Below are 12,448 nucleotides of genomic sequence, written 5' to 3'. Positions count from 1 at the left end.
CGGCCAGTACTCCGGCAGCTTCCTCTTCGAGAAGGGCCGGGAGTCGGTGTACTTCTGTGCCGGCAATCCGGCGGTCAGGGAGGGCTGACGCGCGGGTGATCTGAGTGTCGGTCACATGGGGCTGACGTAGGCGGTGGTTCGGTGGTCATCCTGATGTTTCTGGTTCCGCTGGCGCTGGGCATAGCCGTCGTCACGGACTTCCGGGGATGAGCAGGTTCTTCATGCAGCCGCCCAAGCGGGCCCCCGCGGTGAAGGGGCCGGCCGGGCCGCATCTGTTGGCGGGGTGGTTCTTCATCGTGCTGTCGGCGTACGCGCTGGTGTTCTCGCTGGTCAAGGCTGTCGTGCGGTGACAGGTCGTCCACCGCCCCCGTGCCTCGCGAGGCGGGTGGATACCGCTTCGAGGAGGAGGTCGAGGGCGAAGGGGTAGCCGCTGCGGTCCATGTCGGTGATGAGGAGGGGGGCGGTGGCGGCGATGTTGGGGTGGGTGGCGGGGGTGAGGCGGCCGTAGCGGACGCGCCAGACGGCGAGGTCGGCGGCGCGGGCCGGGGGTGGGAGGGCGAGGGCGGCGGCGTCCTGGGCGGCGAAGGCGAGGGCCTGGTCGATGAAGGCGTGGTAGATCGGGACGGCCTCGTGGTCGGGGAAGCCGGCTGAGCGGAGCACGCCGAGGATGGTCTCGACGGCCCGGGTCTCGTGGTCGCGCCCGGTGGTGCGGTGGGCGGCGAGCTGGGCGGCCTGGGGGTGGGCCAGGTAGGCGGCGTGGACGCGCATGCCGATCGCGTGGAGGTCGGTGCGCCAGTCGCCGGTGAGGGCGAGGCCGTGCTGGGCGCGGCCGATGAGTTCGTCGGCGACGGCCAGCAGCAGGTCGTCGGTGTTGTGGAAGTACCGGTAGACCGCGCTGGGGTCGGCGCCGAGTGCGGCGCCGAGGCGGCGGACGGTGAGGGCGGCCGCGCCGTGCTGGCCGATCAGCCGCAGGGCGGTGGCCACGATGACCTGTTCGGACAGCACCGTGCCCTGCTTGGTCGGTTTCCGGCGCCGCCGTTGCGGTTCGGGGACCACGCGTTCCGTCATGGCGGGGAGCCTAGGGCATCGCGCCTTATGACAACAGCATTGACGTGTGACCGGGGCGAGGCTTTCATGGCCGCCACGGCCAGGACAGCTACCGGCCGCCACCCCTTCCCCCCACGATCAAGGCGGTGATCCGTTGGCAACGACGGTCAAGGACTCCGGCGACACCCCGAGAGCCGGCGCGCCCACCCCCGAGGGCCCGCTGCCCAAGTCCGTCGGCGTGGTCGGCGGCATCGTCCTCGCCGCCTCCAGTACCGCGGCGACCAGCAGCATCGGCATCGGGCTCGGTCTGATGGCGGGCGTCGTCGGCCTGCACCTGCCGGCGATCATGCTGCTGGCCTTCCTCCCGGTGCTCGGCATCGCCGGCGCGTACGGGCGGCTCAACCGCGTCGACCCGGACTCCGGCAGCAGTTACACCTGGGTCGGCCGGGTGCTCAACCCCTGGCTCGGTTTCCTCACGGGCTGGGTGAACACCGTCGGTACCGTGGTGTTCATGGCCTACACCACGACGGTGACCGGCTCGGCACTGATCCAGCTGCTCGGCCAGGCGCGGGTCCGCTCGGTCGCCGGCCTGCGGCTGGACGCGGACTCCACCCTCCAGGCCACCCTGCTGGGCATGGTCGTCCTGGTGGCCGCCGCGCTGGTCGCGGTGCGCGGCCTGGAGCTCGCCGCCCGGCTGCAGAAGTACCTGCTGGTCTTCGAGTACGTCGTGCTGCTGGCCTTCTGCGGCTACGGCCTGTTCGCCGGGGACCAGCCGTTCTCGCTCGACTGGTACAACCCCTTCGCGATCCCGTCCGTGGACGCCCTCGCGCAGGGCATGGTGCTGGCGGTGTTCTGCTACTGGGGCTTCGAGTCGGTGTTCAGCATCGGCGAGGAGGTCCGCGAACCGGGTGACGCCTCCCGCGGCGGCTTCATCGCGCTGGCGGTGATGCTGCTGCTCTTCCTGCTCGCCGGGACGGCCTTCCAACGAGTTCTGCCGATGGAGGAGTTGGCGGACAACGGCGCACACGGGCTGACGTACCTCGGCGAGAAGCTGGCCCGCCAGCCGCTGGCCGCGCTGCCGCTGATCGCGCTCACCTTCTCCGCCGTGGCCTCGTTGCAGGCCTCCGTCATCCCCACCGCCCGGGGCATGTACGCGATGGGCCGGGACGGCACGCTCGGCCCGGTCTGGACCCGGATCCACCCCCGCTACGGCACCCCCGCCGCCGGCACCCTGCTGATCTCGGGCGCCGCCATCCTGCTCGCGGTGCTCTCGCTGGTCATCCCGACCGTGAACGACCTGATCTCGGCGACGGTCAACGCGATCGGCATCGTGGTGGCGCTCTACTACGCGCTGACCGCGGTGGCGGCGGCGGTCCGGTTCCGGCACCTGCTGCGCACCTCACCGCTGGAGGGCCTGCGCGCGGTCGTCGCCCCACTGCTCGGCGCGGCGGTGCTGCTGGCGGTGGGCGGGTATCTCTGCTGGATGCTGTACGACTCCGCGGACCACTTCGAACTCTCGGCCGACAACGGCTGGTTCGGCCTGTCCGTACCGGTGCTGATGATCGGCTCCGGGCTGGTGGCCGCCGCGTGGTCCCGCTTCCACCGCAAGTCCGCCTACTTCGACCGGCCGGAACCGGCCGACCCGGCCCCCGCCGATCCGACGGCCGCCGACCCGGCCCCCGCCGATCCGACGGCCGCCCCCGCAGCCTGACCCCCGACTACTGGCCCGACCCCGGCCGCGCCCCGGCCGCCGAACTCCCAGGAGCACCACCGATGTCCAAGGCCGACCTGGTCTTCACCAACGGTCCCGTCCACACCGGCGACCCGGCCCGCACCCGCGCCACCTCGCTCGCCGTCACCGGCGAGCGGATCACCGCCGTCGGCCACGACGAGGTCCGCGAGCTGATCGGCCCCGGCACCGAAGTCGTCGACCTCGAAGGCCGGTTGCTGATCCCCGGCTTCCAGGACTCGCACATCCACGCCGTCTTCGGCGGGACCGAACTCGCCGAGTGCGACCTCACCGGGACGGTCGGCGCCGACGAGTACCTGCGCCGCGTCGCCGCGTTCGCCGCCGCCCACCCCGACCGGACGTGGATCACCGGCGGCGGCTGGTCGATGGAGAGCTTCGCGGGCGGACTGCCCACCCGGCAGCTGCTCGACTCCGTCGTGCCCGACCGCCCGGTCTACCTGGTCAACCGCGACCACCACGGCGCCTGGGCCAACACCCGGGCGCTGGAGCTCGCCGGGCTCTCCCGGGACACCCCCGACCCGGCCGACGGCCGGATCGAGCGCGAGCCGGACGGCACCCCGAGCGGGATGCTCCAGGAGGGCGCCACCGGCCTGGTCGCCCGGCTCGTCCCGCCGACCGACGCGGCGGGGCGGGTGGCCGGACTGCACCGGGCGCAGGAACTCCTGCACTCGCTCGGCATCACCGGCTGGCAGGACGCCCTGCTCGGCATCTTCAACGGCCAGCCGGACCCGTCCGACGCCTACGCGGCCGCCGCCGAGGCCGGCACGCTGACCGCGCGGGTCACCGGCGCGCTCTGGTGGGACCGCAACCGGGGCGCCGACCAGATCCCCGAACTGGTCGCCCGCCGTGAGCAGTTGACCGTAGGCCGGTTCCGGGCCGGCTCGGTGAAGATCATGCAGGACGGCATCGCCGAGAACTTCACGGCCGCGCTCTCCACCCCCTACCTGGACGGCTGCGGCTGCGCCACCGCCAACTCCGGTCTCAGCTTCGTCGACCCCGCCGCCCTGTGCGGCTACGTCACCGCCCTGGACGCGCTCGACTTCCAGGTGCACTTCCACGCCCTCGGCGACCGCGCGGTCCGCGAGGCGCTCGACGCCATCGAGGTCGCCCGGGCCGCCAACGGCCGGCGCGGCACCCGGCACCACCTCGCCCACCTCCAGGTGGTCCACCCGAGCGACCTCCCGCGCTTCGCCGCACTCGGCGCGATCGCGAACATCCAGCCGCTCTGGGCCGCCCACGAGCCCCAGATGGACGAGCTCACCATCCCGTTCCTCGGCCCCGAACGGGCCGCCTGGCAGTACCCGTTCGGCGGACTGCTGCGGGCCGGTGCCACCCTCGCCGCCGGCAGCGACTGGCCGGTCAGCAGCCCGGACCCGATCGCCGGCATCCACGTCGCCGTCAACCGGATGGAACCCGACGCGACCGACGGCCGGGTCTTCCTCCCCGAGCAGCGGCTGGACCTCGCCACCGCCCTCGCCGCCTACACGGCCGGATCCGCCCATGTGAACGGCCACGACGACGCGGGCAGCCTGCGGACCGGCCACCTCGCGGACCTGGTGGTGCTCGACCGCGACTTCTTCGCCGCCCCGCCCGAGGAGATCGCCGCCACCCGGGTCGAGCGGACGTACGTGGGCGGTCGGCTGGTCTACGCGAAGGGCTGATGAGACGCGCGAATCGGTGCCGCACAGGAAGTCGGCCGGTCCGACTTCCTGTGCGGCACCGGTCTCAGGGGCGGGTGGGGGCAGCGGTCGGGGCGCTCGGGGCCGGGCGCGGCCGGGCCGGGTGATGATGCCGCGCAGTGGCAGTGAGGGGGAGCAACCACACGAGGAGGGCGAGCAGCAGGGCCAGAGGGAGCACGGTCAGGACCGTGGCCTGGGCGGTGCCGGGGCGTTCAGGCGGCATGGGGGAGGTCGAGTTCGGCCCAGACGGTCTTGGCGTTGGGGTGGCGGGGGATGCTGCCCCAACGGTCGGCGAGCGCGCCGACGAGGGTGAGCCCGCGCCCGGACTGCGCGTGGGCGGCGCAGGCGGCGGGGACGGTGGGGTGACGGTCCCCCCGGCAGTCCGACACCTCGATGCGGAGGGTGGCGCCGCCCGGGGACCTCTCGACGAGGCGGAGCGCGAGCTCGAACCCGCGGCCCGGCACGCGTCCATGGGTGCTGGCGTTGGCCGCCAGCTCGGCGATCACGAGCAGCGCGGAGTGGAAGGTCTCGGTGGCGATGGAGTTGAGCCCCCAGGCCGTGAGTTGTTGTCTCGCGATCCGGCGCCCGATCGAGGCTCCCTTGGGGGAGGCGGTGAGCTGCGCGGTGTGGGTGCGGGGGGTCGCTGTGTCGAGGGGAATTTCGGACTTCATGTGACAAAGCCTGGTCCCTCGAAAGTACCCTGACCATGGATCGGGCGAGTACGGAGAGTGCTTGTCCGGGCGCGGTGTGTCGGCTTGTCGGTTGGCTGAGGATTAACCGATCGAAACGACGGGGTGGTTGCTGTGGGCGGCGATGAGCGCGTGGTGTTCGAGGACGGCGAACTGCCGGAGGGTTCCGAGGGGGTCGCGGAGTTCTTCAGCGCGGTGGGGAAGCAGATCAAGATCTTCAGGGAGCGGGCCGGCCTGACGCAGCGCGAGATGGCCGAAAGGATCGGCTACGGCGAGGACATGGTCGGTGCGGTCGAGCGGGGGCGGCGGACTCCGAGGATCGAGTACCTGACGGCGGCTGACGAACTTCTCGGAGCAGGAGGAGTGTTGAAGGCGGTCGCGGACGATGTCATGAAGGCGAAGATCAGGGTGAGCACGAGGCACCCTGCCTGGTCCAAGGCATTCACCACCGAGGAAGCACAGGCCGTAGAGATCCATGGCTACAGCACGCTCGACATCCCTGGCTTGTTGCAGACCGAGGCGCACGCGCGGGCACTGTACGAGATGCGAAAGCCGGTGCTGCCGGATGACATGGTCGAGAAGTGGGTAGCGGCACGATTGGCGCGACAGGAAGTTCTGGCCCGTACACCGCTGCCGATGATGAGTTGGGTGCTTGACGAGAGCGTTCTTCGGCGGCCGATGGGTGGCTGGGAGGTTCACGAGGAGCAGCTTCGGCACCTGCTCAAGATCGGGCGGATCCGAGGTCCTGAGATCCAGGTGATGCCGTTGGACCGGACCGAGCATGCCGGTATGGGGGGATCCTTCAGCCTCCTGATGCCGAAAGGCAAGGCGCAGATCGCCTTCGTAGAGGTGCAGCATGTCAATCGGCTGATCACGGATCCGGAGGAAGTCCGTATCATGGCCGCACGGTACAGCAGCATCAGGGCTCAGGCGCTGGGCCTGAGAGAATCCCTGGCCTTGATCGAGAAGATGCTGGGAGAGCGGTGAGCATGGCCGAACTGGAGTGGTTCAAGAGCAGCTACAGCGGCAACGAGGGCGCGAACTGCGTAGAGATCGCCTGGCGTAAGAGTAGCTATAGCGGCAATGAGGGCACCGAGTGCATCGAGGTGGCCTGGTACAAGAGCAGCCACAGCACCAACGAGGGCGCGGCCTGCGTGGAGGTCGCCTCCATGCCCGGCACCGTCCACGTCCGTGACTCCAAGGACAAGAGCGGCCCGCAGCTGGCCTTCGAGCCCGCCGCCTGGCAGGCGTTCGTCGAGTTCGCCGCCGCCTCCTCCCTCTGACTCCGTAGCTCCGACGTCCCTCTCCGACTACCCGTCACAGACCCCCGGTCGTCCGCCAATCGGCGGACGGCCGTCTTCTGTACGGGTGGCCTCCCCCTTCTGTACGGGTGCCGCTGGTAGCAACGGAGCCGACAGCCAGGGGGGAACGCAGAGACGAGGTAGCGCAGCCATGTCCCACCACCTCAGCGGTCCCGACCTGCGGTCGCCCCGGGGCGACGCCCGGCTGGACCTCACCGACCTGTTCGCGTTCCCGGCGGCCGACGCCTCGGGGCGGACGGTGCTCATCATGGACGTGAACCCGTACGCGCCGACCCGGGCCAACGCCTTCCACCCGGACGCGGTCTACCGGATCAACATCGACAACGACGGGGACGACCAGGCGGACGTCGCCTACTCCTTCACCTTCTCCGACCCCGAGGCCGGCGCCCAGACCGTCACCGTCCACCGGGCCACCGGTGACGCCGCGCGCCAGCACGAGGCAACCGGCGACGTCCTCTTCGCCGGCGTCCCGGTCGCCTTCGGCGACGCCCCCGATGTGGTCGAGGCGCACGGCTACAAGCTCTCCGTCGGCCTGCGCAGCGATCCCTTCTTCGCCGACCTCGAAGGGATCGTCAACAACTTCACCTGGACCGGCAAGGACGCGATGGCCGAGGCGAACGTCTTCGGCATCGCCCTCGAAGCGCCGGACGCCGAGCTGGGGCCGGAGGCGACGATCGGCGTCTGGGCGCGGGTCAGCCTCCACGAGGACGGCCGGCTGGTCTCCGTCGACCGGGGCGCGCACCCCTCCCTGACCGCCTACTTCAACGCCGAGGACGTGAAGGACGCGTACAACGCGGGCGAACCGGCCGACGACTGGGCGAAGTACCGCGAGCCCTGGACGGCGGTCCTCCAGCACACCGGTGACTACACCACGGACGCGGCCACCGAGACGCTGAAGCTCGTCCTCCCCGACATCCTTCGCTACGACCGCTCGCGCCCGGCGATCTACCCCAACGGGCGGACCCTGGTCGACGACGTGACCTCGGCCCGGCTGTCCATGGTCTCCGGCGGCAAGATCACCGGCGACCACATCCCCCCGCACGTCGACCTGCTCCCCGTCTTCCCCCACCTGGGCCACCCGCACCCGGCCGTCTGACGCCCGGGCCGCCCGCCCGTCCCACCGCTCGCCCGCACGCGTGTCCGACGGTCTGCCGGGCAGACGCCCCGGCAGACCGGGCGCGCACGGCGCCCGCTGCCGAGAGGGGGCCGTCGTGGCCGCAGGAGCGCACGGAAGACCGGCCGGCCGGGGAGCGGCCGCCGACGACACGGCGGACAGCGCGCTGCGCTGGGCCGGACGCGCCGGGTTCACGGCCCGGGGCGTCGTCTACGTCCTGGTCGGCTACCTCGCCCTGCGGATCGCCTTCGGCAAGGGCTCGGACGAGGCCGACCGCCAGGGCGCGCTGCGCACGGTGGCCGACCAGCCGCTGGGCCGGGCGGTGCTCTGGCTGCTGGTGGCCGGCTTCGCGGGCATGGCGCTGTGGCGGGCCGCCACGGCCGCCTTCGGCCGTGGCAAGGACGGCAAGCCGGGCAAGCGCGCCCTCAACGCCGGCCGCGCGCTCTTCTACGCTGCGGTCTGCTGGGGAACGGCCGCCTTCGCGCTGGGCAGCGGCGGACGGTCGAGCAGCGACGACACCTCCAAGGACTGGACGGCCTCCGCCCTCGACCTGCCGGCCGGGCGGTACCTGGTCGGCGCGGCGGGCCTGGTGCTGGCCGGGGTCGGGGTCGGCACCGCCGTCCGGGCCCTGCGGCGCCGCTTCCTCGAACGGTTGGACACGGCGGCGATGGGACCGCGCGTCCGAACGGCCGTCACCGCCTGCGGGGTCGCGGGCAACACCGCGCGCGGCATCGTCTTCGCTGCGGCCGGCGCCTTCGCCGTCACCGCCGCGGTCCGCTTCGACCCGCAGCGGGCCAAGGGCCTCGACGACACCCTCCGCAGCCTCGCCACCACCCCGGTCGGCCCCTGGCTGCTGGTGCTCACCGCCGTCGGTCTGCTGCTCTTCGGCGCCTTCTCCTTCGCCTCCGCGCGCTGGCGCCGCCTCTCCTGAGGGCGCCTGGCGGTGCCACCGGTCCGACCCTACGGTCGGACCGGTGGTTCTTCGGGCCGTGCGGGTCGAGTCCGGCGCCGGGCGGCGTGAGCCGGATCCTGCCCTCAGGCCGGGGGAGAAGCGGACGGGCAGCCACCGCGAGCCCTGGTCGTGATGGTCACGTGCCCGGCCCCGTCAGGGCCGGGCACCTCCGCACCCCGCGGTCGCGCGACCTCCCGACCGGTCACCCGGACCGTGCGGGCGCCCGATGCCTGGCTAGCTCGTACGATCGGGTGCTTTCCGATCGTACGAGGAGTCCTTCTTTGGAGATGTTCCGCTTCGACCGCGCCGAGAAGGTCGTCGACCGCTACGACAGCCTCGGTGCCACCGCGACACCGGTCGCCGCAGGCGGGGAAACCGTCAACCTGACCTGCCTGGTCATCGAACCGGGCGGGACCATCGGCGCCCATCCGGCTCCGGTGGGTCAGCTCTTCCTGGTGATCGCGGGCGATGGCTGGGTGGCGGGCGCCGACGGGCAACGGGTGCCGGTGTCGGCCGGTGACGGCGTCCGCTGGGAGCCGGGCGAGGAGCACGCCTCCGGCACGGCCACCGGCCTCACGGCCCTTGCCGTGGAGGGCCCGTCGCTGCTCCTCCTCGCCACTCCCGGCCCGCGCGCGGCCTCCTGAGGCGGCTCCGGCTCCGGCCTTCGCCGCGAACGCCCTTCCGCCGCCGGCCCGTAGAGGACGGGCCGGCGGCGGAAGGGCGTTCGTGAAGGTCTGCGGACGGTGCCGGTTCAGGCGCCGTCGTAGTAGCGGCGCTCCTCCACCACCGGGTCGACCCCGCCGACGACCGGTCGGCGGCGGCGCAGGGCGCGGGCGTAGACGACCAGGCCGAGCAGGCCGGCCACCATCAGGACGATGCCGACGACATCGACGTTGACGCCTGAGAGGTGCCAGTCGACGGCGAAGGTGAGGATGGCGCCCAAGGCGAAGACGATGATGCAACCGCCGATACCCATGGCGGTCTCCTTCCCGTTCTCGGAAGGGCCGGCCGGGGCCGGCGGGGCGGGTGTGGGGTCAGGCGAGCAGTCGGTCGAGGACGGCGCGGTAGTCGCGCATCGCCAGTCGTAGCTGCTCGGTGCGGGCGCCGGGCTCCTCGTCGGGGGTCCGGCAGCCTTCGCGCAGGTCCTCCAGGCGTCGGCGGGCGGCCTCGGCGACCAGGTCGGCGGTTCGGCTGACCAGGCTGTCGGCGGCGGCCGCCGAACCGGCGGGGTCGTCCACGAAGGCGATCTGGGCGCGTTCCCACTCGGCCCGTGCCTCCTGGACGGCGGTGGTGTCCAGCCAGGGGCCCAGGCCGGCGGCCGGTCGGCCGGGGGCGGCGGGCGCGGTCGGAGCGACCGTCTCGCCGGTGGGCGCGGTCGGGGCGGCCGCGCCCGGCGCCGGCGGTGCGGTCGGGGCGGCGGGGACGGCGTCCGGGGCGGGCGCCGCGTCCGGCTCCGCGGGCCGGACCGCCGGGAACTTCTGGAGCGAGGCGACGTCCGGCCGGTCCTCGGACCGCTCGGCCGTGCCGTCGGTGGCCGGTGCGGGGCCGTGCCCGGCGGCGTGCCGGGGGTGGCCGGACCGGCCGCCGGCGTGGGTGCCGGCGTGGCGCGGGTCGGCGGCGTGGTGGACCCGGCCGTGACCGGTCCGGTCGTCGTTGCCCTGGCCGTTCTCGCTGCGGTGCTGCTCGATGCGGGTCATCGTCTCCTCCTCGGACTGACGTCGTACGGATGCGTCCGGACCGGCCCGGATACGTACGGCGGCCGTACGGGCCGGTGGCGTACGGGCCGGTGGTGTACAGGTCGGCGCTGTACAAGTGCTGTGCGGATGCGGATGCGGGTGCGCTGTGCGGGTGGGGTACGGACGGGGCGGGTCAGTGGCGGGCGAGCGCGCCGGTGCGCTCCTCGTGGAGCAGTTCCACGATCAGGTCGCGGACGGCGATCACGGAGCAGCGCAGTTCCTCGCTGTCCGCGCCCGGGTTGTCCAGGGCCCGGCGGGCGTCGCGGTAGGCGGGCAGCCGCGCCGCGTGGTCGACGGAGAGGACCTCCGGCCGGCCCTCGCCCGGGTAGCCCATGTCGGTCAGCAGGGAGTCCAGCAGTCGCGCCGTACGGACGGCGGACTGGCGCGGGTCCTCGACGAACAGGGCTTGCAGGCCGCGCAGTTCGGCCAGGTACCGGTCGCGGTCGGCGGCCTCGACCGGGACGGTCTTCACCCGGCGGCGCAGCGCCAGCCGGTCGGTGAGGTCGTGCTCGGCCGCCCGGACATTGCCCTCGTGGACCAGGACGGTGCGGTCGTACTCCGGCCCGAACCGTGCGCGCAGTCGGTGCGAGCGCAGCCGGGGGGCCAGGACGGCGAAGAGTGCGGCCGCCGCGATGACCGCGACAATGACGATCTGAAGAGGATCCATCTCCGCTCCTTTCGGCGGCGGGCCGCCGGTGCGGCCGCCGGGCCCTCGCTTTGCCCGTCCGGCGCCCGGCAAACCCCCCTGGGTGAAGGGCGGCTGTCCCGCCGTCGCCCGAGCGACCGTCAGATGCCCGTCCAAGCGCGGTGCCGGTACGGTTCCCGGGTACACGACCGACCGCGCCCCGGCGGCAGCCAGAAAGGCTACGGACCCATGCGCTTCCTCGTGGAGGAGACCTCTGACGGCGTCTCGGAACGCCGCTTCACCGTCGGCGACGTCCCCGGTGTGCTCTGGACGCCCACCGGTGCCGTCGGTGGCCGCCCGCTGGTGTTGCTGGGCCACGGCGGTGGCGGGCACAGCCGGACGCCGGTCCTGGCGGCCCGCGCCCGCCGCCTGGTGACGGAGTACGGCTTCGCGGTCGTGGCCGTGGACACGCCCGGCCACGGGGACCGGCCGCGATCCGCGCGGGACGCCTGGTTCGAGGCGGAGATCGGCGCGCTGCTGGCGGCGGGCGAGCCGCTGAGCCGGGGGATCGCCGAGCACACGGCGGCCCTCGCGGAGCGGGCGGTGCCCGAGTGGCGGGCGGTGCTGGACGCGCTGGGCGGGCTCGACGAGGTCGGCGCGGAGCACCCGGTGGGCTACTGGGGCCTGTCGCTGGCCAGCGTGGTCGGCCTCCCGCTGGTGGCGGCGGAGCCGCGGATCACCGCCGCCGTCCTGGGCCTGGCCGGCCACGAGTCGCTGACCGGGGCGGCGGCCCGGGTCACCGTCCCGGTCCGGTTCGTGCTGCAGTGGGACGACGAACTGGTCGACCGCACGGCGGGGTTCGCGCTGTTCGACGCCCTGGGCTCGGCGGAGAAGACCCTGCACGCCAACCCCGGCGGCCACGCTGGTGTGCCCGCGGCGGAGCTGGAGAGCGCGGCGCGGTTCCTGGAACGGCACCTGCGCGCACCCGTGGCGCCGGGGCTCCCGGCCGGCTCCGTATTCTGAAGCGCCGCCGGGCAGGCCGGAGCCGTACGAGAGGGATGACGATGGAACAGCAGCAGTCCGAGCGCGGGCTCGTCGTGGTGAGCGAGAGCGGCGTCGGCCGCTACGGCCAGCAGGTCCGGGCCGGCCGCCACGAGCTGGCGGCCGACGAGCCGGGGCCGGTGGGCGCCGACAGCGGGCCGAACCCCTACGACCTGCTGCTGGCCGCGCTCGGCAGCTGCACCTCGATGACGGTGCGGATGTACGCGGAGCGCAAGGGCTGGCCGCTGGAGAAGGTGACCGTCGCGCTGCGGCACGAGCGGGTGCACGCCGAGGACTGCGCGGAGTGCGAGAGCGGGCACGGGCTGGTCGACCGGATCACCCGGGAGATCCGGCTGGACGGCGCCCTCGACGCCGAGCAGCGCCGGCGGCTGCTGGACATCGCGGAGAAGTGCCCGGTGCACCGGACGCTGACCGCCGGCGTCGTGGTCAGCACCACGGAGGTGCCGCCGGAGGCCGCCGCCCGGGGCTGAGG

General features: G+C 73.2%; 15 protein-coding genes. 10 read left to right on the top strand and 5 right to left on the bottom strand.

The window, feature by feature from the left end:
• The first annotated feature begins 206 nt into the window (after positions 1 to 206).
• A complete protein-coding gene (locus tag ABT263_RS04760) occupies positions 207 to 350 on the top strand; it encodes a hypothetical protein (RefSeq protein WP_352287548.1) in 144 nt (47 codons plus the stop codon).
• Here ABT263_RS04760 and ABT263_RS04755 read toward each other — a convergent pair.
• Entirely contained in the window at positions 331 to 1,068 is a 738-nt protein-coding gene (locus ABT263_RS04755; protein WP_352287545.1) for a TetR/AcrR family transcriptional regulator, read from the bottom strand. The genes ABT263_RS04760 and ABT263_RS04755 overlap by 20 nt on opposite strands.
• Before the next feature lie 133 nt (positions 1,069 to 1,201).
• Between ABT263_RS04755 and ABT263_RS04750 the strand changes: the two genes are divergently transcribed.
• Both ABT263_RS04750 and ABT263_RS04745 read left to right on the top strand, forming a co-directional pair.
• On the top strand, positions 1,202 to 2,758 hold the full coding sequence (locus tag ABT263_RS04750; protein ID WP_352287543.1) for an APC family permease: 1,557 nt from the start codon (positions 1,202 to 1,204) through the stop codon (positions 2,756 to 2,758).
• 62 nt (positions 2,759 to 2,820) lie between these two features.
• Positions 2,821 to 4,458 carry an amidohydrolase gene (locus ABT263_RS04745; protein ID WP_352287541.1) on the top strand — a complete coding sequence of 546 codons (1,638 nt, stop codon included), beginning with the start codon at positions 2,821 to 2,823 and terminating at the stop codon, positions 4,456 to 4,458.
• Between the two features lie 230 nt (positions 4,459 to 4,688).
• Here the strand turns inward: ABT263_RS04745 and ABT263_RS04740 are convergent, their stop codons facing one another.
• Positions 4,689 to 5,147 carry an ATP-binding protein gene (locus ABT263_RS04740; RefSeq protein WP_352287539.1) on the bottom strand — a complete coding sequence of 153 codons (459 nt, stop codon included), beginning with the start codon at positions 5,145 to 5,147 and terminating at the stop codon, positions 4,689 to 4,691.
• A gap of 132 nt (positions 5,148 to 5,279) precedes the next feature.
• Between ABT263_RS04740 and ABT263_RS04735 the strand changes: the two genes are divergently transcribed.
• The 5 genes from ABT263_RS04735 (at position 5,280) to ABT263_RS04715 (ending at position 9,197) form a co-directional block, all read left to right on the top strand.
• Entirely contained in the window at positions 5,280 to 6,152 is an 873-nt protein-coding gene (locus ABT263_RS04735) for a helix-turn-helix domain-containing protein (RefSeq protein ID WP_352287537.1), read from the top strand.
• A 2-nt stretch (positions 6,153 to 6,154) separates the two neighbouring features.
• Positions 6,155 to 6,448 carry a DUF397 domain-containing protein gene (locus ABT263_RS04730; RefSeq protein WP_352287535.1) on the top strand — a complete coding sequence of 98 codons (294 nt, stop codon included), beginning with the start codon at positions 6,155 to 6,157 and terminating at the stop codon, positions 6,446 to 6,448.
• A gap of 169 nt (positions 6,449 to 6,617) precedes the next feature.
• Positions 6,618 to 7,583 carry a DUF4331 family protein gene (locus ABT263_RS04725; RefSeq protein WP_352287532.1) on the top strand — a complete coding sequence of 322 codons (966 nt, stop codon included), beginning with the start codon at positions 6,618 to 6,620 and terminating at the stop codon, positions 7,581 to 7,583.
• A 115-nt stretch (positions 7,584 to 7,698) separates the two neighbouring features.
• Positions 7,699 to 8,532, top strand: a complete 834-nt coding sequence (locus ABT263_RS04720) for a DUF1206 domain-containing protein (RefSeq protein ID WP_352287530.1) — start codon at positions 7,699 to 7,701, stop codon at positions 8,530 to 8,532.
• 308 nt (positions 8,533 to 8,840) lie between these two features.
• Positions 8,841 to 9,197 carry a cupin domain-containing protein gene (locus ABT263_RS04715; protein ID WP_352287528.1) on the top strand — a complete coding sequence of 119 codons (357 nt, stop codon included), beginning with the start codon at positions 8,841 to 8,843 and terminating at the stop codon, positions 9,195 to 9,197.
• Between the two features lie 107 nt (positions 9,198 to 9,304).
• Here the strand turns inward: ABT263_RS04715 and ABT263_RS04710 are convergent, their stop codons facing one another.
• The 3 genes from ABT263_RS04710 to ABT263_RS04700 all read right to left on the bottom strand — a co-directional run bounded on the left by ABT263_RS04710 (position 9,305) and on the right by ABT263_RS04700 (position 10,956).
• The gene (locus ABT263_RS04710) at positions 9,305 to 9,529 is read right to left on the bottom strand and encodes a DUF6458 family protein (protein WP_329490362.1); all 225 of its coding nucleotides are present in this window, start codon (positions 9,527 to 9,529) and stop codon (positions 9,305 to 9,307) included.
• A 58-nt stretch (positions 9,530 to 9,587) separates the two neighbouring features.
• A complete protein-coding gene (locus tag ABT263_RS04705) occupies positions 9,588 to 10,250 on the bottom strand; it encodes a hypothetical protein (protein ID WP_352287526.1) in 663 nt (220 codons plus the stop codon).
• Positions 10,251 to 10,422: 172 nt separating this feature from the next.
• Positions 10,423 to 10,956 (bottom strand): hypothetical protein, encoded by a 534-nt coding sequence (locus tag ABT263_RS04700; RefSeq protein ID WP_352287524.1) that lies wholly within the window; start codon positions 10,954 to 10,956, stop codon positions 10,423 to 10,425.
• Positions 10,957 to 11,163: 207 nt separating this feature from the next.
• Between ABT263_RS04700 and ABT263_RS04695 the strand changes: the two genes are divergently transcribed.
• Both ABT263_RS04695 and ABT263_RS04690 read left to right on the top strand, forming a co-directional pair.
• Positions 11,164 to 11,937, top strand: coding sequence for a dienelactone hydrolase family protein (locus ABT263_RS04695; protein ID WP_352287522.1), 774 nt, complete (start codon positions 11,164 to 11,166; stop codon positions 11,935 to 11,937).
• 41 nt (positions 11,938 to 11,978) lie between these two features.
• Positions 11,979 to 12,446, top strand: coding sequence for an OsmC family protein (locus ABT263_RS04690; RefSeq protein ID WP_352287520.1), 468 nt, complete (start codon positions 11,979 to 11,981; stop codon positions 12,444 to 12,446).
• Positions 12,447 to 12,448 lie beyond the last annotated feature (2 nt).

The sequence above is a fragment of the Kitasatospora sp. NPDC001603 genome (genome assembly GCF_040298365.1).
Taxonomy (GTDB): domain Bacteria; phylum Actinomycetota; class Actinomycetes; order Streptomycetales; family Streptomycetaceae; genus Kitasatospora.
Note: the sequence above shows the minus strand (reverse complement) of the source record. Positions and strands in the feature narration are given on the sequence as shown.

Coding starts and splice junctions, on each gene's coding strand:
- ABT263_RS04760 (WP_352287548.1), top strand. CDS start 207: ATGAGCAGGTTCTTCATGCAGCCGCCCAAGCGGGCCCCCGCGGTGAAG.
- ABT263_RS04755 (WP_352287545.1), bottom strand. CDS start 1,068: ATGACGGAACGCGTGGTCCCCGAACCGCAACGGCGGCGCCGGAAACCG.
- ABT263_RS04745 (WP_352287541.1), top strand. CDS start 2,821: ATGTCCAAGGCCGACCTGGTCTTCACCAACGGTCCCGTCCACACCGGC.
- ABT263_RS04740 (WP_352287539.1), bottom strand. CDS start 5,147: ATGAAGTCCGAAATTCCCCTCGACACAGCGACCCCCCGCACCCACACC.
- ABT263_RS04730 (WP_352287535.1), top strand. CDS start 6,155: ATGGCCGAACTGGAGTGGTTCAAGAGCAGCTACAGCGGCAACGAGGGC.
- ABT263_RS04725 (WP_352287532.1), top strand. CDS start 6,618: ATGTCCCACCACCTCAGCGGTCCCGACCTGCGGTCGCCCCGGGGCGAC.
- ABT263_RS04715 (WP_352287528.1), top strand. CDS start 8,841: ATGTTCCGCTTCGACCGCGCCGAGAAGGTCGTCGACCGCTACGACAGC.
- ABT263_RS04710 (WP_329490362.1), bottom strand. CDS start 9,529: ATGGGTATCGGCGGTTGCATCATCGTCTTCGCCTTGGGCGCCATCCTC.
- ABT263_RS04705 (WP_352287526.1), bottom strand. CDS start 10,250: ATGACCCGCATCGAGCAGCACCGCAGCGAGAACGGCCAGGGCAACGAC.
- ABT263_RS04700 (WP_352287524.1), bottom strand. CDS start 10,956: ATGGATCCTCTTCAGATCGTCATTGTCGCGGTCATCGCGGCGGCCGCA.
- ABT263_RS04695 (WP_352287522.1), top strand. CDS start 11,164: ATGCGCTTCCTCGTGGAGGAGACCTCTGACGGCGTCTCGGAACGCCGC.
- ABT263_RS04690 (WP_352287520.1), top strand. CDS start 11,979: ATGGAACAGCAGCAGTCCGAGCGCGGGCTCGTCGTGGTGAGCGAGAGC.